The 25,213-nt window shown below is 70.5% G+C and carries 22 protein-coding genes, 1 other RNA gene and 1 riboswitch; of the genes, 15 read left to right on the top strand and 8 right to left on the bottom strand.

The window, feature by feature from the left end; genetic code table 11:
* Positions 1-54: 54 nt before the first annotated feature.
* The 4 genes from FOZ74_RS11445 to map all read right to left on the bottom strand — a co-directional run bounded on the left by FOZ74_RS11445 (position 55) and on the right by map (position 4,718).
* Positions 55-729: a hypothetical protein gene (locus FOZ74_RS11445; protein WP_146913188.1), complete on the bottom strand. Its 675-nt coding sequence runs from the start codon at positions 727-729 to the stop codon at positions 55-57.
* A gap of 7 nt (positions 730-736) precedes the next feature.
* On the bottom strand, positions 737-1,138 hold the full coding sequence (locus FOZ74_RS11450) for an RcnB family protein (RefSeq protein WP_255437580.1): 402 nt from the start codon (positions 1,136-1,138) through the stop codon (positions 737-739).
* 136 nt (positions 1,139-1,274) lie between these two features.
* Positions 1,275-3,866, bottom strand: a complete 2,592-nt coding sequence (locus FOZ74_RS11455; RefSeq protein WP_146913189.1) for a [protein-PII] uridylyltransferase — start codon at positions 3,864-3,866, stop codon at positions 1,275-1,277.
* Positions 3,867-3,902: 36 nt separating this feature from the next.
* Entirely contained in the window at positions 3,903-4,718 is an 816-nt protein-coding gene (gene map, locus FOZ74_RS11460; protein WP_146913190.1) for a type I methionyl aminopeptidase, read from the bottom strand.
* A gap of 144 nt (positions 4,719-4,862) precedes the next feature.
* Between map and purL the strand changes: the two genes are divergently transcribed.
* The 3 genes from purL to FOZ74_RS16370 all read left to right on the top strand — a co-directional run bounded on the left by purL (position 4,863) and on the right by FOZ74_RS16370 (position 10,011).
* Complete coding sequence (gene purL, locus FOZ74_RS11465; RefSeq protein WP_146913191.1) at positions 4,863-8,954, top strand: phosphoribosylformylglycinamidine synthase; 4,092 nt, start codon at positions 4,863-4,865, stop codon at positions 8,952-8,954.
* A gap of 47 nt (positions 8,955-9,001) precedes the next feature.
* Positions 9,002-9,379: a transfer-messenger RNA gene (gene ssrA / locus FOZ74_RS11470) on the top strand.
* A gap of 377 nt (positions 9,380-9,756) precedes the next feature.
* The gene (locus tag FOZ74_RS16370; RefSeq protein ID WP_146913192.1) at positions 9,757-10,011 is read left to right on the top strand and encodes a PIN domain-containing protein; all 255 of its coding nucleotides are present in this window, start codon (positions 9,757-9,759) and stop codon (positions 10,009-10,011) included.
* A 225-nt stretch (positions 10,012-10,236) separates the two neighbouring features.
* Here the strand turns inward: FOZ74_RS16370 and FOZ74_RS11480 are convergent, their stop codons facing one another.
* The gene (locus FOZ74_RS11480) at positions 10,237-11,379 is read right to left on the bottom strand and encodes a baeRF3 domain-containing protein (RefSeq protein WP_146913193.1); all 1,143 of its coding nucleotides are present in this window, start codon (positions 11,377-11,379) and stop codon (positions 10,237-10,239) included.
* A gap of 262 nt (positions 11,380-11,641) precedes the next feature.
* Between FOZ74_RS11480 and FOZ74_RS11485 the strand changes: the two genes are divergently transcribed.
* The gene (locus tag FOZ74_RS11485) at positions 11,642-11,860 is read left to right on the top strand and encodes a hypothetical protein (protein WP_146913194.1); all 219 of its coding nucleotides are present in this window, start codon (positions 11,642-11,644) and stop codon (positions 11,858-11,860) included.
* Positions 11,842-13,248, top strand: a complete 1,407-nt coding sequence (locus FOZ74_RS11490) for a cyclic di-GMP phosphodiesterase (RefSeq protein WP_255437581.1) — start codon at positions 11,842-11,844, stop codon at positions 13,246-13,248. The genes FOZ74_RS11485 and FOZ74_RS11490 overlap by 19 nt, the downstream gene beginning before the upstream one ends.
* Before the next feature lie 352 nt (positions 13,249-13,600).
* On the opposite strand, the gene FOZ74_RS11495 is transcribed toward FOZ74_RS11490, so the two are convergent.
* A complete protein-coding gene (locus FOZ74_RS11495; protein ID WP_146913195.1) occupies positions 13,601-13,942 on the bottom strand; it encodes a cell division protein ZapA in 342 nt (113 codons plus the stop codon).
* A complete protein-coding gene (locus FOZ74_RS11500; RefSeq protein WP_146913196.1) occupies positions 13,939-14,160 on the bottom strand; it encodes a DUF904 domain-containing protein in 222 nt (73 codons plus the stop codon). The genes FOZ74_RS11495 and FOZ74_RS11500 overlap by 4 nt, the downstream gene beginning before the upstream one ends.
* A gap of 35 nt (positions 14,161-14,195) precedes the next feature.
* A riboswitch (cobalamin riboswitch) is annotated at positions 14,196-14,442 on the top strand.
* 75 nt (positions 14,443-14,517) lie between these two features.
* Between FOZ74_RS11500 and FOZ74_RS11505 the strand changes: the two genes are divergently transcribed.
* The 10 genes from FOZ74_RS11505 (at position 14,518) to FOZ74_RS11550 (ending at position 24,455) form a co-directional block, all read left to right on the top strand.
* Positions 14,518-16,365, top strand: a complete 1,848-nt coding sequence (locus tag FOZ74_RS11505; RefSeq protein WP_255437582.1) for a TonB-dependent receptor domain-containing protein — start codon at positions 14,518-14,520, stop codon at positions 16,363-16,365.
* A gap of 7 nt (positions 16,366-16,372) precedes the next feature.
* Positions 16,373-17,752 (top strand): cobyrinic acid a,c-diamide synthase CobB, encoded by a 1,380-nt coding sequence (locus tag FOZ74_RS11510; protein WP_146913197.1) that lies wholly within the window; start codon positions 16,373-16,375, stop codon positions 17,750-17,752.
* Complete coding sequence (locus FOZ74_RS11515; RefSeq protein ID WP_186764588.1) at positions 17,749-18,330, top strand: bifunctional adenosylcobinamide kinase/adenosylcobinamide-phosphate guanylyltransferase; 582 nt, start codon at positions 17,749-17,751, stop codon at positions 18,328-18,330. Before FOZ74_RS11510 ends, FOZ74_RS11515 begins: the two co-directional genes overlap by 4 nt.
* Positions 18,331-18,377: 47 nt before the next feature.
* A complete protein-coding gene (locus tag FOZ74_RS11520) occupies positions 18,378-19,229 on the top strand; it encodes an ABC transporter substrate-binding protein (protein WP_255437584.1) in 852 nt (283 codons plus the stop codon).
* A gap of 57 nt (positions 19,230-19,286) precedes the next feature.
* Entirely contained in the window at positions 19,287-20,363 is a 1,077-nt protein-coding gene (locus tag FOZ74_RS11525; RefSeq protein WP_146913198.1) for a FecCD family ABC transporter permease, read from the top strand.
* 41 nt (positions 20,364-20,404) lie between these two features.
* Positions 20,405-21,160 (top strand): ABC transporter ATP-binding protein, encoded by a 756-nt coding sequence (locus FOZ74_RS11530; RefSeq protein ID WP_255437585.1) that lies wholly within the window; start codon positions 20,405-20,407, stop codon positions 21,158-21,160.
* Positions 21,150-21,731 (top strand): cob(I)yrinic acid a,c-diamide adenosyltransferase, encoded by a 582-nt coding sequence (gene cobO, locus FOZ74_RS11535; protein WP_146913200.1) that lies wholly within the window; start codon positions 21,150-21,152, stop codon positions 21,729-21,731. Before FOZ74_RS11530 ends, cobO begins: the two co-directional genes overlap by 11 nt.
* A gap of 203 nt (positions 21,732-21,934) precedes the next feature.
* Positions 21,935-22,462, top strand: a complete 528-nt coding sequence (locus FOZ74_RS11540) for a methylated-DNA--[protein]-cysteine S-methyltransferase (RefSeq protein WP_146913201.1) — start codon at positions 21,935-21,937, stop codon at positions 22,460-22,462.
* Between the two features lie 44 nt (positions 22,463-22,506).
* Positions 22,507-23,448, top strand: coding sequence for an adenosylcobinamide-phosphate synthase CbiB (gene cbiB, locus FOZ74_RS11545; RefSeq protein WP_146914187.1), 942 nt, complete (start codon positions 22,507-22,509; stop codon positions 23,446-23,448).
* Positions 23,442-24,455 (top strand): aminotransferase class I/II-fold pyridoxal phosphate-dependent enzyme, encoded by a 1,014-nt coding sequence (locus tag FOZ74_RS11550; RefSeq protein ID WP_146913202.1) that lies wholly within the window; start codon positions 23,442-23,444, stop codon positions 24,453-24,455. The genes cbiB and FOZ74_RS11550 overlap by 7 nt, the downstream gene beginning before the upstream one ends.
* A 46-nt stretch (positions 24,456-24,501) precedes the next feature.
* Here the strand turns inward: FOZ74_RS11550 and FOZ74_RS11555 are convergent, their stop codons facing one another.
* A complete protein-coding gene (locus FOZ74_RS11555; protein ID WP_146913203.1) occupies positions 24,502-25,164 on the bottom strand; it encodes a hypothetical protein in 663 nt (220 codons plus the stop codon).
* Positions 25,165-25,213: the final 49 nt, after the last annotated feature.

Raw genomic sequence — 25,213 nt, forward strand, 5'->3', positions numbered from 1 at the left:
CGCGGGGCTGCTTCGGCGGTTCAGGCGCGCGCCGGCCGCGCCGCGCCGCGCCCCTCAGCGTGCGGCCTTCAGCACCGCTCTGGCCAGCTCGACGGCCTGCTGCTTGCGCTGCACCCGGGTGTCCTGCAGCCACTGCTTGTGGTGCTTGAGGTCCCGGGACCCCGACATCTGCGCGCCGTAGTAGGCCGTGATGCGGTAGATGTTCTTGCCTTTGCGCACCACCAGCGTGCCTTCGTCGCTTGCGTCGTAGCGGGCTTCGTCACCCACGCTGCGAACGTCCTCGAAGACGATGGGCTCGCGTGTCGCGGCGCCGATCAGCGCATTGCCGGCGGCCTTGGTCGAGCTGTTCTGTCCCGACTTCTCCATGCGCTGGCGCAGCACCTCGGCGGCCCGGGCCATGTCTTCTTTCGTCATCGAGCGGGTGGAGCGTTCGAAGGCGTCGGCGGCTTGCTTGACGGACTTTTTTTCCTGCAAGCGGACCTTGGCCACAAGCAGCTGGTGCTTGTCGTCCCAGTCGAAACTGCAACTGAGGCCGGCCAGCTTGACGTTGGTGTGGCCGATGGTGGCGTTTGCCGGCAAGCCGAAGGTCCTGGCGACGGCGGAGTCGGCAATCAGCGGGCAGGGACCCTTGGCAAATTCCGCGTCGAAGGCTGCGTGGGCCGAAGCAGTCAGGCAGACGAGCAGCGTGCCCGCGCCGACGGCGCGGGCCAGGCCTGTGGGCATCGGCACGTTCAGCTCACTGGTTCAGGATGACCTGGGCGATCACGCCCGTGGCGATGGCCACCAGCACGTAGTCCGCGCCGTACTGCACCCAGTGGTAGCCGCGCGGCGGGCGGCTCAGGCGGTGGGCGCGCCAGTTGTTGACCACATAGTGGCGCGAGCGGTATTGCGACGGCAGGCGCTCGCCCCTGCGCCAGCGGCGGTAGGCGTTGCCATGGTGCCTGACGGCGGGCCCGCGCGGCGGACGGTGGGGCGCGGGCCTGCCGTGGCCGCGCCGGTCGTGCCGGTCATGTCGCGGCTGGGCTTCGACCTTGCCTGCGGCCAGAGCGATGGCTGCAATGACGCAACCCGTGATCAGGGCGCGCCGCTGCATGCCGGCCTCCGGCTTGAGGGATGCGGTGGATTTCTCTGCGGGCATGCGCGGCCTCCTTGCGTGCGGGGTGAATCGGACGGGACCACCGTAGCCCAGCCGGAGCGCCAGGCAAAACGATACTGGCACGGAGCCAAGGGTTATTGGGTGGGCGTCAGCCGGCCCGTGTGCGGGCAGCGCCCGCTCAGGGCTGGGCCAGGGCCTGCAGCAATTGCTGTTCGATGCGCAGCTGTCGCTCGGCGCTTTGCAGCGCCTCGCCGCTCACCACGAAGGTGTCTTCCACGCGTTCGCCCAGGGTGCTGACCTTGGCCAGTTGCACGCTCAGGCCGTGGCGCGCCAGCACCTGGGCCACCAGGTAGAGCAGGCCGGCGCGGTCGGTGGCGGAGAGGGTCAGGATCCAGCGTTCGCCGCGTTCGTCGGGGCGCAGCGTCACGCGCGGCGTGATCGGAAAGCTGCGCGCGCGCCGCGACAGGCGCCGGGGGCGTGGCTCGGGCAGGGCGGTGCGCGGGTCCAGCGCCCGGGGCAGCCCGTCCTGCACCAGCGCCATCAGCTCGCGCACACCGGTGTTGCCGTGGCGCGCGATCACCTGGAAGGTGTCGAGCGCATGGCCGTCCAGCGTGGTGTGGATGCGCGCGGCCAGGATGGAGAAGTCGGCGCGGTCAAAGTAGCCGCAGATGCGCAGGAACAGCTCGCTCTGGTCGGGCGTGTACACCAGCACCTGCAGGCCCTCGCCGGCCAGCGACTTGCGCGCGCGCACCACCGGCTGCGCCCCGCCCACCAGGCTCCAGAGCTGGCGCGCATGCCAGGCGATGTCGCCCGCGTCATGGCGCAGGAAGTAGCCCACGTCCAGCGTGCGCCACAGCCGCTCGTGGGCCAGCGGGGGCAGCGCGTGCAGCGCCAGCACCACGCGGGCGTCGCGCTTGCGCTCCTCGATCTCGGTGGCGGGCTCGGGGGTGCGCCCGCCCAGCACCGCAAGCGTGGCGTGGTAGAGGTCTTCGAGCAGCTTGCCCTTCCAGGCCGTCCACACGCGTGGGCCGGTGCCGCGGATATCGGCCACGGTGAGCAGGTACAGGCCGGTGAGTGCCCGTTCGTTGCCCACGCGCCGGGCAAAGGCGGCGACGACGGCCGGCTCGCTCAAGTCCTGCTTTTGCGCCACCTGGCTCATCAGGAGATGCTCGGCCACGAGAAACTCCACCAGCGCCGCGTCCTCGCCGGTGATGCCGTGCGCGGCGTAGCGCCGGCAAAAGCGCGCCACCTCGCGTGCGCCGATCTGCGAATGGTTGCCACCGCGCCCCTTGCCGATGTCGTGAAACAGCGCGGCGATGGTCAGCAGCCAGGGCTTGTCCCAGCCCGTGGCCAGTTGCGAGCACAGCGGATATTCGTGGGCATGCTCGGGCATGAAGAAGCGCCGCAGGTTGCGCACCACCATGAGGATGTGCTGGTCCACGGTGTAGGCGTGGAACAGGTCGTGCTGCATCTGCCCCACGATGCGCCGAAACGGCGCGAGCAGGCGCCCCAGCACCGAGGTCTGGTTCATCAGGCGCAGCGCGTGCGTCACGCCCGAGCCCTGGCGCAGGATCTGCATGAAGCAGGCGCGATTGGCCTCATCCTCGCGAAACGCCCGCTTCATCAGCGGGCGCGCGTTGTACAGCGCGCGCAGCGTCTGCACCGACAGGCCGGTGATGCCCGGCGTGCTCTGGTAGCGCAGGAAGGTGCGCACGATGGCCTGGGGGCGGCGTTCGTACAGGTCGCGGCGTGCGATCTCCAGCAGACTGCCTTTTTGCAGGAACTCCGCATCGATCAGGATCAGCGGCTCGGACGCGGGTTGCACGCGCTCCTCGATCTCCAGCAGCAGGATCTGCGTGAGCTGCGAGACGGCCTTGGCCGCCCAGTAGTAGCGGCGCATGAGCTGCTCGCTTGCGCGCAGCAGCCGCCCGCCGCTGCCCTGCGTATCCGTGAGGCCGAAGGCCTGCGCCACCGCGGCCTGCAGGTCGAAGACGAGGCGGTCTTCATGGCGCGCGGCCACCACGTGCAGGCGCGCGCGTACCAGCCAGAGCATGGCTTCATTGCGCTGCAGCTGGCGCAGCTCGTAGGGCGTGGCCAGGCCGCGCTCGGCCAGCTCGCGCCAGCTCGTGCCCAGCCGTGCGGCGCGCGCCAGCCACAGCACCAGGTGCAGGTCGCGCAGGCCGCCGGGCGACTCCTTGCAGTCGGGCTCCAGCGCATAGGGCGTGTGTTCGTGGCGCGTGTGGCGCTGGTGCAGCTCCAGCAGCTTGGCCTGCATGAAGGCGCGCACGTCCAGCGCGCGCGCGTGGGCGGTCCGCAGCTCGGCAAACAGGCGCGTGCTGCCCGCCAGGCGCCGCGCCTCCAGCAGCGCGGTCTGCAAGGTGAGATCGGCGCCGCTGGCCTGCAGGCATTCGGGCAGCGTGCGCACGCTGGAGCTGATCCTCAGGCCAGCGTCCCAGCAGCAGGCGATGAAGGTCTCGATCGCCGCCGTCGCCGCGCCCGTGCCCACCAGCACCAGCACGTCCACGTCGGAATGCGGGAACAGCTGGCGCCGCCCGTAACCGCCGGTGGCCACGAGTGCGGCCTGCCTGCCGATGTGCGCACGCCCCCAGAGCGCACGCAGCAGCGTGTCGCTGGCGTCCGAGAGCGCGCGCAGGATGCGGCGTACACCTTGCGGGCGCAGGTCAGGCTGCATCAGCGCCGCCAGCAGCGCGGCGCGGCGCTGGCGGTGTTCGGCCTGCAGTGCGGTCAGTTCGGCGCCGGTGCAAGCCATGGGGGCGGCCTCGCGGGGGGAAGGGCGCGGGCGCAGTCAGGTCGCCGTGGCGGTGACGAAGTCGGGCAGCGGCGGGTAGCCTGCCGAGAGCGTGAGCACGTCGAAGCCGGTTTCGGTCACCAGGATGGTGTGCTCCCACTGCGCCGAGAGGCTGTGGTCCTTGGTGATGATGGTCCAGCCGTCCTTGCCCAGCTCCTTGATGTCGCGCTTGCCCAGGTTGAGCATGGGCTCGATGGTGAAGGTCATGCCGGGCTTGAGCTCCACGCCCGTGCCGGGGCGCCCGTAGTGCAGCACCTGCGGCTCGTCGTGGAACTTCCTGCCTATGCCGTGGCCGCAGAACTCGCGCACCACCGACAGGCCGTGGCCTTCGGCAAAGGTCTGGATGGCGTGGCCGATGTCGCCCAGGTGCGCGCCGGGCCGCACCTGCTGGATGCCCAGCCACATCGATTCGTAGGTGAGCTTGACCAGGCGCCTGGCCGCGATCGAGCATTCGCCCACGAGGAAGGTGCGGCTGGTGTCGCCGAACCAGCCATCCTTGGTGATCACCGTCACGTCCACGTTGACGATGTCGCCCTTCTTGAGCGCCTTGTCGTTCGGTATGCCGTGACACACCACGTGGTTGACCGAGGTGCACAGATGGCCGGGGTAGGGCGGGTAGCCGGGCGGCTGGTAGCCTATGGTGGCCGACACCGTGCCCTGCTGCTTCATGCATTCGGCGCCGAGCCGATCGATCTCGATGGTGGGCAGGCCCGGCACGATGTGCGGAGTGAGGTAGTCGAGCACTTCGGACGCCAGACGGCAGGCTTCGCGCATGCCGGCAATGCCGGCCGCATCCTTGATTTCTATGGTCATTGCGAAATTATCCCATTCGCAACAGGTGCATGCCGCTTCACTAAAATTGCCCTTTCGCCAACCCTCCCTCGCGTCCGGCTTGCCGCTGTCCCAGTCAGCGGCCGTGGCAAGCCACAGCCGCGGCTTGCGTTTTCAGGCCCCCACGTGTCCTTGCATCTCACCCTGTTTGCCGGCGGCAACGCCATCGGATCGTTTCGCGCGCAGCGGCTGCTCGCCAGCCTGCAGGCCGTGCACCCCAGGGTGGTCGGCGTGCAGGCCCGCCATCTGCATCTGGTGGCCACGCCCGGGCCGCTGGACGCGGCCATGCGCGATCGCCTGGCCGCGCTGCTGGACTACGGAGAACCCTTGGGAGCCGCCGACGAGGGCGAGGCGCTGATCGTCACGCCGCGCCTGGGCACGATCTCGCCCTGGGCCTCCAAGGCCACCGACATCGCGCGCAACTGTGGACTTGCGGTGCAGCGCATCGAGCGGGTGACCGAGTACCGCTTCGCGCTCAAGGGCGGCCTGCTGGGCGGCAAGGCCGAACTCACGCTCGCGCAGCGCGACCAGATTGCCGCGCTCTTGCACGACCGCATGACCGAGTCGGTCGTCGCCACGCGGGGCGAGGCCGAGCGGCTCTTCACCGAACTGCAGGCCGAGCCCATGGCGAGCGTGGACGTGCTCGCCCGGGGCCGCGCCGCGCTGGAGACGGCCAACACCGCCTGGGGCCTGGCGCTGGCCGATGACGAGATCGACTACCTGGTGGCGGCCTTCACCCAGCTCGGGCGCAACCCCACGGACGTGGAGCTGATGATGTTCGCCCAGGCCAACAGCGAGCATTGCCGCCACAAGATCTTCAATGCGCAATTCACCATCGACGGCGTGGCGCAGGCGCACACGCTGTTCGGCATGATCCGCCACACCGAGGCCACCTCGCCGCAGCACACCATCGTCGCCTATGCCGACAACGCCTCCGTGATGGAGGGCGCCGAGGTAGAAGAATTCATGGCCAAATCGGCCTCAAACGCAGGCGAGGCGGGCGCCGGCAGCTATCAAAAACAAAAGATGCTGCGCCACGTGCTGATGAAGGTGGAAACACACAACCACCCCACGGCGATCTCCCCCTTCCCCGGCGCCTCCACCGGCGCGGGCGGCGAGATCCGCGACGAAGGCGCCACCGGCCGCGGCTCGCGCCCCAAGGCGGGGCTGACGGGCTTCACGGTCTCCAGACTCTGGGGCAGCGCGCTGGGCAAGCCCGAGCACATCGCCAGCCCACTGCAGATCATGACCGAAGGCCCGCTGGGCGGCGCGGCCTTCAACAACGAGTTCGGCCGCCCCAATCTGGCGGGCTACTTCCGTGAATACGAACAACTGGTCGATGGCGTGCAGCGCGGCTACCACAAGCCCATCATGCTGGCCGGTGGCCTGGGCAGCATCGACGCGCGCCTGACGAAGAAAATCCCCTTCCCCGCCGGCACGCTGCTGGTGCAATTGGGCGGCCCCGGCATGCGCATCGGCATGGGCGGCGGTGCGGCCAGCTCCATGGCCAGCGGCGCCAACGCGGCCGCGCTGGACTTCGACTCCGTGCAGCGCGGCAACCCCGAGATCGAGCGCCGCGCGCAAGAAGTCATCAACCAGTGCGCGGCCCTGGGCGAGGCCAATCCCATCCTGGCGATCCATGACGTGGGCGCGGGCGGCCTGTCCAACGCCTTCCCTGAACTGGTCAACGACGCCGGGCGCGGTGCGCGTTTTGACCTGCGCGCCGTGCCGCTGGAAGAAAGCGGCCTTTCGCCCAGGGAAATCTGGAGCAACGAGAGCCAGGAGCGCTACGTGCTGGCCATCGCGCCCGAGTCGCTGGCGCAGTTTCAGGCCCTTTGCGAACGCGAGCGCTGCCCGTTCGCCGTCGTCGGTGTGGCCACCGAAGCGCGCCAGCTCGTCGTCGGCGACCTGGATCTGCCCCTTCCCCCGCTGGGGGAAGGCCGGGAGGGGGGCCAGCATGATGACGGGGCAACGCACCAGCCCCCACCCCAGCCCTCCCCCAGCGGGGGAGGGAGCGCGATGGCCGTGGACATGCCGATGGACGTGCTGCTGGGCAAACCGCCCAAAATGCAGCGCGACGTGACCCGCGTCGCTCGCCAGGGCACGGAACTGCCGCTGGACGACCTGGCCGTGGAAAAGGCCGTCATCGAGGTGCTCGCCCATCCCACGGTCGCCAGCAAGCGTTTTCTCGTCACCATCGGCGACCGCAGCGTCGGCGGCCTCACCCACCGCGACCAGATGGTCGGCCCCTGGCAGCTTCCCGTCGCTGACGTCGCCGTCACGCTGGCCGACTACAGCGGTTTTTCCGGTGAAGCCATGGCCGTGGGCGAACGCACGCCCATCGCCAGCCTGAACGCCCCGGCCTCCGGACGCATGGCGGTGGCTGAAGCCATCACCAACCTGCTGGCTGCGCCCATCGAGCTGGAGCGCGTCAAGCTCAGCGCCAACTGGATGGCCGCCTGTGGCGAGCCGGGCGAAGACGCCGCGCTCTACGACACTGTGCGCGCCGTCGGCCTGGAGCTGTGCCCGCAGCTCGGCATCTCCATCCCGGTGGGCAAGGACAGCCTCTCGATGCGCACGCAGTGGAGCGACGGCGGCACGCCCAAGAAGGTCGTCTCGCCCGTGAGCCTCATCGTCAGCGCGTTTGCCACGCTGGATGATGTGCGCGGCACGCTCACGCCGCAGCTCGATGCCAGCGTGGAGGACAGCTCCATCGTGCTGATCGACCTGGGCCACGGCAAGATGCGCATGGGCGGCTCCATCCTCGGCGAAGTGCTGGGCGCAAGCGGCACCGAGGCGCCCGACCTGGACGACCCCGAAGACCTCAAACGCCTGGTGGCCGCCATCAATGCGCTGCGCCAGCGGGGCCTGGTCCTCGCCTACCACGACCGCAGCGACGGCGGCCTGATCGCCACCGTGGCCGAGATGGCGTTTGCCGGCCAGGTGGGCGTGGCGCTGAACGTGGACATGCTGGTGAGCGAGGGTGACGGCATCCGGGACGGCCGCATGGACAGCTTCGAGGCCAAGGAATGGACCAAGCAGATCAGCGGCCGGCGCGACGTGCTCACGCTGCGTGCGCTGTTCAACGAAGAACTCGGCGCGGTGCTGCAGATCGCCACCGCCGAGCGCTCCGCCGTCATGCAGGTGCTGCGCGAGCATGGCCTCATCCAGTGCAGCCACCTCATCGGCAAGACCCGGCCCGAAGCCTCGCCGATGAAGGCGGGCAAGGGTGAACTGCAGGTCTGGCGCGACGCGAAAAAGGTCTTTGGCGCGCCGCTCGTCGATCTGCACCAGGTCTGGGACGCCGTGAGCTGGAAGATCGCCCAGGGCCGCGACAACCCCGCCTGCGCCGACGCCGAGCACGCCGCCGCGGGCGACCCCGCCAACCCCGGTCTGCACCAGCATGTGACCTTCGACGCGCAGGAAGACGTCGCCGCGCCCTTCCTGAACCTGGCCCGGCCCCGCGTGGCCGTGCTGCGCGAGCAGGGCGTGAACTCCCACGTCGAGATGGCCTATGCCTTCGGCGTGGCCGGTTTTGACCCCGTGGACGTGCACATGAGCGACCTGCAGGCCGGCCGCGTGAGCCTGCGGGACATGCAGGGCATCGTCGCCTGCGGCGGCTTCAGCTACGGCGATACGCTGGGCGCGGGCGTGGGCTGGGCGCGCTCCATCACCTTCAACGCGCGCCTGGCCGAGCAATTCCAGCAATTCTTCGGCCGCACGGACACCTTCGCGCTCGGCGTGTGCAACGGCTGCCAGATGTTCGCCGAACTCTCGCCCATCATCCCCGGCGCCAAGGCCTGGCCGCGCTTTACCACCAACCAGAGCCACCGCTTCGAGGCGCGTCTGTCCATGGTGGAGGTGCTCGAATCGCCCAGCATCTTCTTCACCGGCATGGCCGGCAGCCGCTTGCCGATCGCCGTCTCGCACGGCGAGGGCTACGCCAACTTCGGCGTGCGCGGCGACGCCGCCAGCGTGGTGCGCGCGCTGCGCTTCGTGGACAACCACGGCCAGGTGAGCGATGCCTACCCCGCCAACCCCAACGGCAGCCCCGAGGGCCTGACGGCCGTCACCACCGCGGACGGGCGCTTCACCGCCATGATGCCCCACCCCGAGCGGGTGTTTCGCAACCTGCAGATGAGCTGGACGCCGGGCGACCCGGCCGCCTTCAGCCCCTGGATGCGCCTGTGGCGCAACGCCCGCCGCTGGGTGGGTTGAGGCGGCACACTTGAAATCGCCCGGAGCAGCCTAAAATAGGCGGCTCTGGGGCTGTACCGGTTTCGACGTGGGTTCGGAAGCGGCGCGGTGCATGTCGAGCTTGAGTGACGCTCGTAAATCTCCATTCACAAAAGTAACTGCAAACGACGAACGTTTCGCACTCGCCGCCTAAAACCGGTGAGCCTTGCAACAGCACGCTGACGGGCTGGGCAAGGGGGTAGCAATACCTCCAGGCTGCAAGGGAATTCACGTCAGCTGGCCTTGCATCGGGCACCTTGATGCAAGGCGAGATCGAAGGGTGCTGGCCTTGCATGCAGCGTGCGTCTGCGCGGCGTGCAGAGTGAGACACAAAACAGAACGCTAAACATGTAGATCTGCCCGAAGAAGGCTTGCGGACGCGGGTTCAATTCCCGCCAGCTCCACCAACATTCAAAAGACCAACCGTTCTCGGTTGGTTTTTTTCGCCCGGAATCTCCAGTGCCGGCGCGGATTCGGGCCTGCCTGCGACGGACGCCAGCACCCCGGGTGGCCCGGTTTCAGGCGTTTTTGCGCTCTCTGTTCCCGCCCGTTCTCTGTTTCCGCGAAGGACGCCGCCGCACCCGCCCCAACATGGACGCGGGTTTCCGCCTCCTTGTTCGTCAGGGAAACCGCCTTCGCGCTGGCGACCCGACCCCGCAACGGGCTACTCGTTCACGATGGGCCTGACGTCCCAGGTGACGGGGGTTCGGGGCGATGGACCACCTCGTTGCCGTGCTTGATGCTGGCCTTCAGGTGTTCTGCCAGCGGCTGGTCGTACTTTCCGATGGCCCTGATCGCCCGGTTGACGGCGTTGCGGAAGGCGTCCCTGAATGCGCTGCTGCTGTCCACCGTGGTGCTGGGCGAGCTGGAGTTTGGCGCCGAGAAAAGCGCCTGGGCCGCACGCAACCGTCAGCGCCTGAACGAGCTGACCGAGCGCCTGCCGCTGGCGGCTCAAGCCACGCTGGTGACCGACAACGAAGGCGAGTTTCGCCGGGTGCCGGGGCTGGCGCTGGAAAACTGGCTGCGGGACGAGGCATGAAGCCGGAAAATATGAGCCAAATCAGCCTCCAGCGCCCGCCCAACATGCGCCAATAGCTATTGCTTTCATAGTTATTGCCGCACATCCACCCGGCCCGGCACGGCCTTGGCAATGGTGGCGGCGCGCACCCGCTCAACGCGCCGGGCGCATGGGGCGCACCTCCCATGCAACGGCCTGCCCGTGGCGCTCGACCCGGCCGGGCGCCCCGCCGTCAGCGCGCCTGGCTCAGAAGCGGAACACCGCCGCCGCGCCGGTTTCGGTGGGCATGCGGTCGGCGGGCACCATCACCACCTCGCCACCGGTGCGCAGCACCTGCTCGGCCAGGTCGTCCAGCAGGTCGTCCGTTTGCGGGTCGTCGAGCTGGCCCCGGGTGAGCTTGCCGCTCTGCGCGTCGAAGCGCCCCGGCACCAGCCGGTCGGCTTCGACCAGCAGCGCGGCCACGCGGCCTTGCGCGGCCGCCTGGGCGATATCGTCCAGCAGATTGGAGCCCTGCCCCTGGGCCGACGCAGCGCCGTAGCGATCGACCAGGCCGGACAGGCGCTCCAGGTAATACGGCTGCAGCAGCGCCCAGGCGCGCTCGCGCAGCGCATCGACGGGCAGCGCCTCGGGGTTCACGTCAATCGCCTGCGCCAGCAGCTGGGCGTTCTTGCTCACGGTGCGAAACAGGTGGTGATGCTCGGGCAGCGCCGCCAGGATCAGCGGCATGCCGCCCGCCTTGCCATTGCGCTCGATCAGCACCTGGTCCACGGCGCGGAAGAAATGCTCGGTGTCCCGGTCGGCCGCGTCCTGCTTGACGTCGGTGCCCTGCCAGGCGGCGTCGCCCTGCGGCCCGTAGGTGCGATGCGCGCCTTCGCGGCTGTCGGCCTCCAGGCTCAGCATGTCGGCGGCCGTTTGCGCCGCTCCATCCAGCGCCTGCACCTCCACCAGACCGTCGCGGTTGCCTTCGTAGAGCGTGAAGCGGTCGCGGCTCAGACCCAGCACCTGGAACCGGTCGGCCGACTGGGTGATGCGCACCAGCGGTTTGGTGTGGAAGCTGTCGGCCACCACGGCCAGCTCAGCCACCGGACGCGGCAGGCGATAGACGCGAAACAGCCCCGGTGCACCCAGCACCGCCAGGCCATCGCAGGTGTGGTTCCAGAAGGCGTCCTCGCCCGACAGAGCCTCGAAGGGGGCGAGCAGCGGCGCCACCTCACGTTGGGGGTACTTCTGGCGCAGCGACTCTTCGAGCTGCTTGACCAGGTTGCGAAACCGGATCGGATCTTGCACGTTGTCGGGGTGCTGGCGGTGGGTGGGCTGGTACAGCGACAGACAGGGCGCCTGCGCGGGCTTCAACAGCAGCTCGGGGTAGTCATGGTTCAGGGAATGCATGGCGGAACCTTTCAAAAATGGACAACGAAAATCTGCGCGGCGGTGCGCGGGCTTCAACCGTAGAAAATTCCAGGGCAAATCCCGGGCGTTTTTCGAATTTTTCGGTCCGCGCAATGCGGCCCGGAAGAGGTCCATGAAATTTCTTGATCGGTGAATTCATACACCTTGTGGCAACCCGCCTTTTTGCAAGCAGATTCGCGACCGGCTTGGCAACGCCCGTACAAGTGCAGGAACGCCGCAGGGGTTGCCCGGCATGGAGCGCATGCCCGCCACCAAGCCTTCCTTCAGTGTGGTGGCAAGGCTGACCTTCACGCCGAACGCGTACCGGCTGGCAGGTGTTGCACTTCACTTCATTGAGATCGGCCCATCGGTCCAGGTCACGGTCGGCAGCCCGTCGGACTGTGGCGTGGAGCGCGAATATTGGCCCGCCGAAGGCGCGTGCGCCTGTAAACTGCCGCCACTGTGCCCGAGTCCGTTCTGATCAACATCGAGATGCTCCGCGTGGGCATGTATGTCCAGCTGGATGTCGGCTGGATGAACCATCCGTTCGCGACCAGCAGCTTTCGCTTGTCCTCGCCGGCGCAGATCCAGGTGCTGCGCGAGCTGGGCCTGAAGCAGGTGCGTTACGTGCCGTCCCGCAGCGACCCGCAGGCGCTGGAGGCGCTGGAGGCGCCAGACGCCGGGGCGCGGCAGCCGCCGCAGACACCGGCATCGGCAGAACCGCCGCAGCCGTCAGAGCCGGCGGCAGAGCCGGTGCAAGCACAAGGCGATCCGGCGCCCGAGCACGCTGCAGCCACGGACGGCCCCCCTTCGGTTGGCCCATCCACTTGGCAGATTGGCGGTCCGGCGGACACCCCGGCGCCGGCCGAGGCGCAAGACGATGAGCCGCCGCAGGCGCATGCGCGCGCCCGTTTCCAGGCGGCGGCCGAGCTGTACGCACAAGTGCTCGCCAACGTGCGGGCAGAGCCCGCGGCCTCGGGTGAGCGGGTGCGGGCGCTGGTGCGCGGCGAGGTGGCCGAGCTGATGGCGGCGGAGAACTACGCGGTGCACTTGCTGGCGCAAATGGGCGGGCGCCGCCAGGTCAAGCACAGCGTGAACGTGATGGTGCTGTCCATGCTGCTGGGCCGCTCGCTCGGGCTGGGCGCGGCGCAGCTGTGCCACCTGGCCACGGCGGGGCTGCTGCACGACATCGGCAAGCTGGAGCTGCCCGCGCACATCGCCGAGCCGGCGGCGGCGCTGAGCGGCCCCGAGCGCCAGCTCTACGAAGAGCACGTGCAGCGCTCCGTCGATCTGGCGCAGCGCATGGGGCTGCAGCCCTGCGTGGTGCGCGCCATCGGCGAGCACCACGAGATGGTCGACGGCAGCGGCTTTCCGGCGCGGCTGCAGGGGGCGCAGATCAGCCTGCACGGGCAGATTCTGGCGCTGGTGAATCGCTATGACCGGCTGTGCAATCCGCTGCATGGCGAGCGGGCGCATACCCCGCACGAGGCGCTGGCACGGCTGTTTGCGCAGGAGCGCAAGCGCTTTGACGCGACTTCGGTGCTCGCGGCCTTCATCCGGCTGCTGGGCGTTTATCCGCCTGGCTCCATCGTGCAGCTGGACGACGGGCGTTTTGCGCGCGTGGTGTCGAGCAACTCGCTCTCGCCGCTGCGCCCCAGCGTGCTGGCGTTTGCCTCGGGCGTGACGCAGCAGGAGGCGCGCGTGACCGACCTGGGCCAGAGCGAGCACGGCGGCATACGCCGCAGCGTGAAGTTCGATGCGCTGTCGGACGAAGCGCTGGAGTTCTTCATGCCCGCCCAGCAGATGTGCTACTTTTTCGCGCGCATGCCGCGCCCGGCGAAGAAGGCGCATGCCGGCAGGGCGGGGTGAAATCGGTTGGGGGGTCGGGCAGCGATGGTGTCTGCGGCGCGCCGCCGGACCGTCATCCTGAACCGGAGTTCAGGTGGGCCAGGGCAACCAGGCGTTGGGTTCATCTGACGCGAGATGATCACGCCCGCCGGGTGATGTACCTAGTCCGTGCTCTACGAGCATTGGTTCAAGGCAATTAAAGCCCGACGGCACCGCAGACAAGTTCATTGTAGGGACACTGCCGGCGATGTCCAGCGCCTCTGCGCCGCCAGCTGTGACAGCTTGTTCGGTGCGCTGTCCCGCAAATAAACGTCTGTGAAATCGCGTTTTCGCGCCCAAGGTCATTTTGCGCAGCTGTTTGCGGGACAGCGCACTAGATCAACTGCCCGTCGCTGCCCAGCGCGTCGTCCAGGCGCTGCACCAGCGACAGCAGCAGCTGGCGGGCGTCGGCGGGTTGGGTCTCGCCCTGGGGTGCGGCGGGGCGCGGGCCGGCTTCGGCCAGCCGCTCCTGCTGGTCGGCCAGCTCGAAAGCGAGGTTGAGCGCGGCCAGCACCGCGATGCGCTCGCGCGCGCGCACCTTGCCGGCGTCGCGGATGCGCGTCATCGCGGTGTCCACGCGCTCGACCGCGTCGAGCAGGCGCGGTTCCTGACCCTCGGGGCAGGCCAGCAGGTAGGTCTGCTGCATGATCTGCACTTCCAGCTGCTTGGTGCTCATGGCGTGTCCTCGGGGTCGCTGGCGGCGGGCAGACGGTCGATGAGCGCGTCGATGCGCGCGCGCGCGGCCTGCAGGCGCGAGCGCAGCGAGTCGCGCTCCTGCGTGAGCTCACTCAGCTGCGCGCTCAGCAGCGCGTTGGCGCGCTGGATCTCGGCGTGGCGCAGCAGCAGCCGCTCCACGCGCTCGGCGAACTGCTCCAGAGTGGGCGCTTGGGTCATGGGATCGCGATTGTAGAGAGCCTGCCACGGCGCCGGTAGAATCGCGCGCTGTTGGTGCTCGCGGCCGTGGTTCACACGCCGCAGTTCAACGGGAAGCAGGGAGGCGCCCTTCACCACGAAGCGGCTGCCGTGCCTGCGCTGCCCCCGCAACGGTCAGCGGACGAATCGGCTTCGATTCACCTTTGCAGCAACACAGCCACTGGGTGCCTTGAACAAGCGCCTGGGAAGGCGCTGCAGGGGCGCTCCGCCAGCCCGGATACCGGCCAACGAGGTGGCTGTGCCGCGCCCGCGGCGCAGCCGTGTGGCCTACTGCCGGCGGGGAAGCTGGTACGGGCGCTTTGTGGATGCGTGTTTCCCATGATGAATCGTTCGAACCCTGCGCGCGCGGGCCTGTTCCTGTCCCTGCTGGCGTGCGCGAGCGCCCAGGCCCTGGCGCAGAGCGCCGATACCCCGTCGCTGCTGGTGGCCCAGGCGCCGCAGCTGTCGCAGCTCGTGGTCACGGCCACGCGCACCGCGCAGCCGCTGTCGGACGTGCTGGCCGACGTCACCCTCATCGATCGCGAGCAGATCGAGCAGAGCGGCGCGGTGACGATCACCGACCTGCTCGTGCGCCAGCCCGGCATGGAGCTGTCGCGCAACGGCGGCCCGGGTACGTCCAGCAGCATGTTCCTGCGCGGCGCGGAGACGCGCTTCACCGCCGTCTACATCGACGGCGTGCGCGTGGACTCGCAGTCCACCGGCGGCGCGCCCTGGGAAGCGATCGCGCTCGGCCAGGTCGAGCGCATCGAGATCGTGCGCGGCCCGGCCGCGGCCGTGTATGGCTCGGACGCGGTGGCGGGCGTGATCCAGATCTTCACGCGCCAGGGCGATGGCCCGTTCACGCCCTACGTGGGCGTGGGCGCGGGCAACCGCCGCACCGGCCGGCTGGAAGCGGGCTTTTCGGGCACACAGGGCGCGGTCGATTATTCGCTGGGCCTGCAGCGCGACGTCAGTCGCGGCTACGACGCGCGTCCGGGCTCCACCCCCGACCGCGACGGTTACCGCCAGAGCGCGGCCAGCGCGCGCCTGGGCATGCAGCTCAATGCCGCGCACCGCGTGGACCTGAGCGGCACCTGGGGTGACATGGACGCGCAGTACGACGCATCCACCACCCCGTCCGGGCTCGACGACCACGGCCTCAATCGCCTGGCGACCCTGGGCGCGAGCTGGTCGGCCCAATGGAGCGAGCGCTACCGCACGCGCCTGTCGGTGAGCGAGTCGGCGCAGCGCTACGAGACGCAGCCCTCGCCCTACCTGTCCAGGACGCGGCTGCGCAACTACCTGCTGCAAAACGAATGGAAGGACGGCGCGCACACCCTGAGCGCGGCGCTGGAGCGGCGCGAAGACCACCTGGTGAACGACCCCATCGACCGCGGCCGCAACCAGAACGCGCTGGCGCTGGGCTGGGGCTACGTGGCCGGGGCGCACACGCTGCAGGCCAATCTGCGCCACGACCGCGACAGCGAATTCGGTGGTCAGACCACGGGCGGCCTGGCCTACGGCTACGCGTTTGCGCCCGGCTGGCGCGCCACCGCCGCCGCCGGCACGGCGTTTCGCGTGCCCACGCTCTACCAGCGCTTCTCGCAGTACGGGCAGCCGGCGCTGCAGCCCGAAAAGGGCCGCAACCTGGAGCTGGGCCTGCACTGGGCCCAGGGCAGCTCGCGCGTGGACGCCACCATCTACCGCAACCGTGTCAGCAACCTGATCAACTTCGGCGCGCCCGGCCCTTGCGCGGGTGCCTTCGGCTGCTATGAAAACGCGGGCAATGCACGGATGCAGGGCGTGACCCTGTCGGCCGCGCACCGCCTGGGCGGGGTGAACCTGAGCGCCTCGCTGGACCTGCAGCAGCCCAAGAACGCCGACACCGGCAAGCTGCTGGCGCGGCGTGCGCAGCGCCTGCTCAAGCTCGCCGCCAACACGCGCGTGGCGCAGTGGACCGTGGGCGGCGAATGGCAGCTGGTGAGCCACCGCTGGGACAACGCCGCCAACACCACGCGCCTGGGCGGCTACGGGCTGGTGAACCTGTATGCCAGCACCACCATTGCTCGCCAGTGGGACGTGCTGGCGCGCATCGACAACCTGACGGACAAGGGCTACCAGCTGGCCAAGGGCTACGCCACGCCGCCGCGCAGCTTCTTCGTCGTCCTGCGCTGGACGGGCCGCTGAGGGGCGGATGGTGGCGACCTGCGCCGCGCTGCTGGTGGCGGCCCCGGCCTCTGGCCAGGGCAAGACTACCGTGGTGGCGGCGCTCGCGCGGCTGCTCGCGCGCCGGGGGTTGGCGGTGCGGGTGTTCAAGAGCGGGCCGGACTTTCTCGACCCGTTCTGGCACGAGCTGGCCAGCGGCCAGCCGGTGGACAACCTCGATGGATGGATGGGAGGAGAGGCCGACGTGCGCCTGCGCCTGCACGCGGCGGCGCGGCAGGCGCAGGTGCTGCTGGTCGAAGGCGTGATGGGCCTGCACGACGGCAGCCCGAGCAGTGCCGATCTGGCGCGCCGCTGCGGCCTGCCGGTGCTGGCCGTGGTGCAGGCGGGTGCGATGGCACAGACCCTGGGCGCCGTCGCCCATGGCCTGCGCCACTACCGCGAGGCCGAGCTGGGCCCGCTGCCCTGGGCCGGGGTGCTGGCCAATGGCGTGGCCAGCGAAGGCCATGCCCGGCTGCTGCGCGAGGCGCTCGCGCCCGGGGACACCTGGCTGGGCGCCTTGCCGCGCAGCGAGGCCATGCAGCTGCCCGAGCGCCACCTGGGCCTGGTGGCGGCGCGCGAGCTGGGGCGTGATGCCGCGCTGGCGCGGCTGGATGCGGCGGCCGACGCACTGGCCGAAACGCCGCTGGGGCGCTTGTCGCCGCAGGACTGGCGCGCGCGCTGGCAGGTGGACTTTGCCTTGCCCGTGGACGCGCCGCCTGCGCCGCAGCCGCTGCTGGCCGGTCGCACCGTGGCGGTGGCGCGTGACGCGGCGTTTTCCTTCATCTACCCGGCCAACGTGCAGGCACTGAAGGCGCTGGGCGCGCGCCTGGTGTTCTTCTCGCCGCTGGCGGGTGAGGCATTGCCCGCCTGCGATGCGCTGTGGCTGCCCGGCGGCTATCCTGAACTGCATGCCCCGGCGCTGGCGGCGCGCACCGACCTGGCCGGGCAACTGCGCGAGCACGCGAATGCGGGCAAGCCGATCTGGGCCGAGGGCGGCGGGCTGCTGGCCCTGGGCGAGGCGCTGGTGACGCGCGATGGGCAAGCCTGGCCGATGTGGGGCCTGCTGCCCGTGCGGGCCCAGATGCAGCCGCGCCTGTCGGGGCTGGGCATGCAGACCTGGGAAGGGGCGCGGGCGGGCAGCGGCCTGCGCGGCCATGCGTTTCACTTTGCCCGCTTGCAGACCGCGCTGGTGCCGCTGGCGCAAACCCGGCCCGCTCCTGGCAGCGTGCGCGAGCAAGGGGAGGCGATTCACGCGGCACCGGGCTGGCCCGCGGTGCGGGGCAGTTTCTTTCACCCCTGGTTCGCGTCCGACCCGGTGGCTACGGTGGCTTTGTTCACCGAGGCCCGGGAGCCGGGGGCAAGACCATGAACATCGTGCGCAGCGAACTCATCCTGGGCGGCCAGAAGAGCGGCAAGTCGCGCCGCGCCGAGGCCCTGGCGGCCGACTGGCTGGCGCGCGATGCCGCGCACCAGGCGGTGCTGCTGGCCACCGGCCAGGCGCACGACGCCGAGATGCGCGCGCGCATTGCCCGCCACCAGGCTGACCGGCGCGAGCGCGCGCCCCGTCTGCAGACGGTGGACGCGCCGCTGGACTTGGCCGCTGCGCTGCGGCAGTGCAGTGCGGCGCAGACCCTGGTGGTGGTGGATTGCCTCACGCTGTGGCTGACCAACCAGCGCATGCCTTGGGCTGAAAAAGAAGAACAAAAACAGCCTCAAACGCAAGACTGGCAAGCGCAGCAAGCTCTGTTTTTCGAGTTTTTGGAGCACCCCCCCGGGCCGGTCGTCCTGGTGGGCAACGAGATCGGTCTGGGGGTGATTCCATTGGGGCGCGAGGTGCGCCAGTTCGTCGATGCGCTGGGCCTGCTGAACCAGCGTGCGGCCGCGGCCTGCGAGCGCGTGACGCTGATGGTGGCGGGCCTGCCATTGACGGTGAAGGGGCGGCCGTGAACTGGCCTGGTGTGTTCCACTCCCTCCCCCGCTGGGGGAGGGCCGGGGTGGGGGCCTGCCTGGCCCTGTGCCTGCTTGCAGCCGCCCAGGCGTACGAGATCACCGACGACGCGGGCCAGCGCCAGCGCTTCGACGCGGCTCCCGCGCGCATCGTCAGCCTGCTGCCTTCGCTGACCGAAACCGTCTGCGCCCTGGGCGCCTGCGACCGACTGGTGGGGGTGGACCGCTATTCCAACTGGCCGGAGTCGGTGCAGCGCCTGCCCAATGTGGGCGGCGGGCTGGACCCGAACATCGAGGCCGTCGTGGCGCTCAAGCCCGACGTGGTGCTGATCGGCACCTCGTCGCGCGCCAGCGTGCGCCTGCGCGCGCTGGGCCTGAAGGTGCTGGCGCTGGAGCCCAAGACCCGCGCGGCCATGCGCCACACCACCGAATTGCTGGGCGAGCTGCTGCAGGTCGGCGGGGCGCTGGCCCTGCTCGCGCGCATCGACGCCGGGGTGCAGGCCGCGGCCGCCAGCGTGCCGCCAGGCGCGCGTGGCCAGCGGGTGTACTACGAGATCACGCCCGCGCCGCACGCGGCCGGGCGCGGCACCTTCATCGACGAGCTGATCGAGGCCCTGGGCCTGGTGAACATCATGGACCCGGCGCTCGGCCCCTATCCCAAGATCAACCCCGAGCTGGTGGTGCGCCTGGACCCCGACCTCATCATGGTCAGCCAGCAGGGCGCGGCCGAACTGGCGCGCCGCCCCGGCTGGGCGCGGCTGCGCGCGCTGCGCCGTGGCAAGGTGTGCGAATTCAATGCCGACGAGCGCAACATCCTGGTGCGCCCCGGCCCGCGCATGCCCGAGGCGGCACGGCTGATGGCGGATTGCGCGGCGCGTGGAATTTCTTCTGAAAAATGAGCTGTCAGCGCTTGCCAGGCAAGCGTTTGAGCCCGATTTGATACATATTTCTTGACCATGAACACCTTGGCCAGCCGCACCCTGGAACTGCCCCGCAGGGCAGGTCCGCGCGTGCTCTGGCTGGCCCTGGCGCTGGTGCTGGCCTCGCTGCTGGCGCTGGCCTGGGGCGCGAGCGCGGGCAGCACCGGTTTTGACAGCCTGCTGCGCATGCGCGACGACCCGGCGGCCTGGCAGATCGTGATGGACATCCGCCTGCCGCGCACCCTGGGCGCGTGGCTGGCCGGGGCGCTGCTGGCGCTGGCCGGGGCGGTGGCGCAGGGGCTGTTTCGCAACCCGCTGGCCGACCCCTTTCTGCTGGGCAGCGCCTCGGGCGCGGCGCTGGGCGTGGCGCTGGCCTACGCCGCGCTGGGCGTGGGCGGCATGGTGGCCGGTGGCGGCAGCGTGGCGCTGCTGCAGGCGGCCTCGCCCTGGATGGGGCGGCTGGGCTTTACCGGTGCGGCTTTTCTGGGGGCGCTGGCCGGGGTGCTGCTGGCGCTGGTGCTGGCGCGCGGCGTGCAGCAAACCCTGCGCCTGCTGCTGGCCGGCGTGGTGGTGGGTTTCGTGCTGGGCGCGGTGCGCGACCTGGTGCAACTGGCCCAGCCCGACGTGCTGCAGGCCATGCAGGGCTTCACGCTGGGCGTCACGGGTTTCGTCGGCTGGAGCGGCTGCGCGGTGATGCTGGTGGTGCTGGCGCCGCTGCTGCTGCTGTCGCTGTCGCTGGCCCGGGTGCTGGACGCGCTCAGCCTGGGCGAGTCCACGGCCATCAGCCTGGGCCTGCCGCTCGCGCCCATGCGCGCGCTGCTGGTGGGCGTGCTGGCGCTGGCCACGGGCGCGGCGGTGGCGCAGACCGGGCTGATCGGCTTCGTCGGGCTGGTGGCGCCGCACCTGGCGCGGTCCATGGCGCGCTGCACCCACGGGCCGCTGCTGCTGCTGTCCACGCTGGTGGGCGGGCTGCTGCTCACGCTGGCGGACGTGGCCTCGCGCCTGGTGATTGCGCCGCAGGAGCTGCCGGTGGGCGTGCTCACCGCCGTGCTGGGCGGTGCCTACCTGCTGTGGCTGATGCACCGGCGCGCGGGTGTGGGGGCCGTGCAGTGAGGCCCGCGGCGCCGTCGCCTTCCATCGCGCTGCAGGCGCGGGTGGCCAGCGCACGCGTGGGCCAGCGCGCCATCTTGCATGATCTGCACCTTGCCTTGCCCGCGGGCGGCTGGAGCGCCATCGTCGGCCCCAATGGCGCGGGCAAGTCCACGCTGCTGCGCGTGCTCGCCGGCCTGCTGCCCTGCGAGGGCGAAGTGCAGCTGCTGGGCCGCCCGCTGGCCGGACTGCCCACGCGCGAGCGCGCGCGCCAGCTCGCCTGGCTGGGCCAGCAGGAGGGCGGCGGCGAAGACCTGCAGGTGCAGGACGTGGTGATGCTCGGCCGCCTGCCGCACCGCCCCTGGCTGGCCGCGCCCACGCGCACCGATCTGGACGTGGTGAGCCAGGCGCTGCGCACCATGGCCTGCCTGGATTTGCGCCACCGGCGCCTGGGCGAGCTCTCGGGCGGCGAGCGCCAGCGCGTGCTGCTGGCCCGCCTGCTGGCGGTGCAGGCGCGCGTGGTGCTGATGGACGAGCCGCTGGCGCACCTGGACCCGCCGCACCAGGCCGACTGGCTCGCCACCGTGCGCGCGCTGGTGGCGGGCGGCACCACCGTGGTGAGCGTGCTGCACGAGCTGAACATGGCGCTGCAGGCCGACCACATCCTCGTCGTCAAGGCCGGGCGGCTGCTGCACTTCGGGCCCAGCCGCGACGAGGCCACCCACCGCGCGCTGCAGGCCGCGTTTGACCACCGCATCTCCATACACCCCGTGCGCGGGCAATGGATTGCACTGCCACAGGAGGCTGCCCATGCAGATTGAAACCCCACCCACCGAAAAACGCTACGAACGCCCCGAGGGCGAGCGCCGCGGCCTCATCATCGTCAACACCGGCGACGGCAAGGGCAAGAGCACCGCCGCCTTCGGCCTGGCGCTGCGCGCCTTCGGGCGCCAGCACGTGCACGGCAAGCAGGTGGAGATCTTCCAGTTCATGAAGGTGCCCACGGCGCGCTTTGGCGAGCACCGCATGTTCGAGAGCATCGGCCTGCCCATCCACGGCCTGGGCGACGGCTTTTCCTGGAAGAGCCGCGACCTGGAGCACTCCGCCCAGCTCGCGCGCGACGGCTGGGAGCGCGCGCGTGCCGCCATCATGGACGGCGAGCACTTCCTCGTCGTGCTCGACGAAATCACCTACCCGCTGATCTACGGCTGGCTGCCCCTGGATCCCGTGCTGCAGACCCTGCGCGAGCGGCCGCGCGACGTGCACGTGTGCCTGACCGGGCGGCGCTGCCCGCCCGAGATCATCGAACTGGCCGACACGGTGACCGAAATGACGCTGGTCAAGCATGCCTTCAAGGCGGGCGTGCCGGCGCAGCGCGGCATCGAGGACTGAACGCTGCGATGGCGCTGGTGTGGAGTTGCGCGCCAGCAGGTGCTTGTGAAATGGTCAAGAATGTCCACGGCAAGGCGCGGCTCGCAGGCAATGGTGGTGCCCTCGTCAAGAGCTGCAACGCCGCTGCGGGCATTTTTGACCGTTCCCCTGGCGGTACGTCGCAAGTGCCTGCTGGCGCGCAACACTACACTAGGATGTAACCCATGAGCCTGCTTTCCCACACCTACCCGACGCCGCTGGGCGAGATGACCGCGCTCATTTCCGAGCGCGGCCTGTGCCTGCTGGAGTTTTCCGAAAACACCCGCGGCCTGGCGCGCGAAATCAGCCAGGTGCAGGCGGCGCGCGGTGGCCCGGCCGAGCCGGGCGAGAGCGCGCTCACGCGCCAGCTGGGCCAGGAGCTGACCGACTACTTTGCCGGCCGGCGCCAGGGCTTCGAGGTGCCGCTGGACCTGGTGGGCACGCCGTTTCAGCAGGACGTGTGGCGCGCGCTGCTCACCATCGCCTACGGGCACACGCGCAGCTACGCCGAGCAGGCGCACCAGGTGGGCCGCCCCACGGCCATGCGCGCGGTGGCGGCGGCCAACGGGGCCAACAAGATCAGCATCGTCGTGCCCTGCCACCGGGTGATCGGCTCGGACGGCAGCCTCACCGGCTACGGCGGCGGCGTGCCGCGCAAGCACTGGCTGCTGGCGCTGGAGCGTGGCGAGCGCGATCTGCCCGTGCTGCATTGATTTTTTTCCTGTCTGCTTCGCCTGCGGCGCTGGCGTGGCTGGCCATGGTGCCCGCGCTGGCGCTGGCCGTGGACCGAACGCTCGGCGAGCCGCCCGCGCGCTGGCACCCCGTCGTCTGGATGGGGCACTACCTTGCCTGGATGGGTGCGCGCGTGGCGCCATTGGCGGGCGCGCCCGTGGCGGGGCAGGCGCTGGTGTTCTGGCGCGGCGCGGCCGCGTGGTGCCTGGGCGCGCTACCGGTGGCGGCGCTGGCCTGGGGGCTGCAGGTGGGCGTTGTGCACTTGCCCGACTGGGCCTGCGTGCTGCTGCTGGCCCTGCTGCTCAAGCCGCTGCTGGCGTGGGCGCTGCTGCACGACGAGGTGCTGGCGGTGGAGCGGGCACTCACCCGGTCGCCGGTCGAGGGCCGTGCCCAGTTGGCGCGCCTGGTCAGCCGCGATGTGTTGGCGCTGAGCGAGGCCGAGGTGCGCGAGAGCGCCATCGAGAGCCTGGCGGAGAACCTCAACGATTCGCTGGTGGCGCCGCTGTTCTGGTTCGTGCTGCTGGGTCTGCCGGGGGCGGCGCTGTTTCGCTTTGCCAATACCGCCGACGCGATGTGGGGCTACCGCGGCCCGCGTGCGCTGGCGGGCGTGGCGCGCGACTGGACCTGGGCCGGCCGCTGGGCCGCGCGGGCCGACGACGTGCTGGCCTGGCTGCCCGCGCGCGTCACCGCCGTCCTGCTGGCCGCTTTTGGGGCCTTGCGCGTCTGGCGCCAGTTGCCCGCACAGGCGCGGCGCACGCCCTCGCCCAATGGCGGCTGGCCCATGGCGGCCATGGCGCTGGCGCTGGGCGTGCGCCTGGGCAAGCCCGGCGTCTACCAGTTGAACAAGGCCGGGCGCAGCCCGCAGCCCGCCGACCTGCTGCGCGCCTGCGCCCTGGGCTCGCGCGTGGCCGTCGCCGCCACCTTGCTGGCCTGCGCCGTGCTGCTGGCGGGGGGCGCGCCGTGGTAGCGCCGCTGCACGGCGGGCCGGACGCGCTGGGCGTACCGCTGCACGACCTTTCCACCAACGCCAACGCCTGCGGCCCCTTTCCTGCCGCGGTGCGGGCGCTGCAAGGCTGCGACGCACGCCACTACCCCGACCCGGCCTACACCGCGCTCACCGCGCAACTGGCCGCATGGCATGGCGTGGCACCGGAGCGCATCGTGCTGGCGGAGAGCGCCAGCGCCTTCATCCAGCGCATCAGCCTGGCGCTGGCGCTGCAGGCGGGGCCGGGCGCGCGCGTGTGGCTGCCCGAGCCTGCCTATGGCGACTACGCCCGCGCCGCGCAGGCCGCCGGCTTGCTGCCCACGCGGGATGCGCGGGAGGCCGCACTGCTGTGGGCCTGCGAGCCCGGCAGCCCGCTGGGCCAGGCCGAGCCGGGGCTGGCCGGGCGCGTCGATGCGCTGCGCGCCGATCAGACCCTGGTGCTGGACCAGGCCTACGAGCCGCTGCGCCTGAGCGGCGCGCCCAGCCTGGGCGCCGCGCGGCTGGAGCGCGTCTGGCGCCTCATCACCCCCAACAAGGCCCTGGCGCTGACCGGCGTGCGCGCGGCCTGTGCGATTGCTCCCGCAGCGGTGGACGAGCGCCTGCTGGCGCGGGTGCGTGCGCTCACGCCGTCCTGGCCGCTGGGCGCGCACGGCGTGGCGCTGCTGCAGACCTGGGCCACGCCCGCCTGCCGCGACTGGCTGCAGGGCTGCCACGAAACCCTGCGCGCTTGGAAGGCGCGCCAGGTGGCGGCGCTGCAGGCCCGGGGCTGGTGCGTGCAGGCCAGTGAAACCAATTTTTTCATAGCTTCCAGCGCTTTCCCAGCAAGCGTTTCAGGCACTTTTGATGTAAAAACCATGCTGGCGTCGCTGCGCCAGCGCGGCATCAAGCTGCGCGATGCCGAGAGCTTCGGCCTGCCCGGCCGCGTGCGCATGGCCGTGGTGGCGCCGCCGGTGCAGGACGCGCTGCTGGCGGCGTTGCAGCGCGCATAGCAAAACGCCGCGGCGCGGCCATTGCGGCCCCGGTGCGGCGCCTTGCTCAGTTCGCCTTGTCGGGGAACTGCCTGGCGATGCCGTCGGCCAGCACGTCGGCGATCGCGTCCATGTGCTGCTGCATGGCCTGCCATTCGGCCTCCTGCTTGTCCTTGGGCGCCTTTTGCGCCATCAGGTCCACCTGCGACTTGTGGTGGCCGAAGTGGGCCACCAGGCCGCTGTTCAGCTCTTCTGCCTTCCAGTTGGGGTTGGCGCCGGCAAGGAAGCTGGAGATCTCGCCAGCGTTGGCCACGGCGTCGTTCAAGGCCTTCTCCTCGCCCGCGGTGTTGCCCGCGTGGGCCGCGTCGGTCAGCGCCTTGACCGCGCCCCAGTGGCCCGCCAGCAGCTTGAGCAGGGCGTCGCCCGCGGGCTGGCCGTAGAAGCCGGCGACGGCGGCGCTGATGTCCTTGGCGTTGGCGACCACCGCGTCGCCGGCCTTTTGCGCGCCGGCCTGGTCGTTCGCGAACACCGCCAGCGCGTAGTCGCGCGTGGTCACCACGTGCCCGTGCCAGAGGCTGCGCATGGCCTTGTGCAGGTTGGGCGCGGCAGGTGCCGCCTGCGTGGTGGCGGCATGCGCATGCCCCTGCGCGATGGCCGGGGTGGCGACGCTGAACCCGAGGCCGAGCAGGGCGGCGCAGGCGATGGCCAGTGTTTGCATCTTCATCTTCATGGTGGATTCTCCAAATCGTTGATGACGCCGCGTGACTCGTTCAGCGCGG

The sequence above is a fragment of the Comamonas flocculans genome (assembly GCF_007954405.1).
In the GTDB taxonomy this organism is placed as follows: Bacteria; Pseudomonadota; Gammaproteobacteria; order Burkholderiales; family Burkholderiaceae_C; genus Comamonas_C; species Comamonas_C flocculans.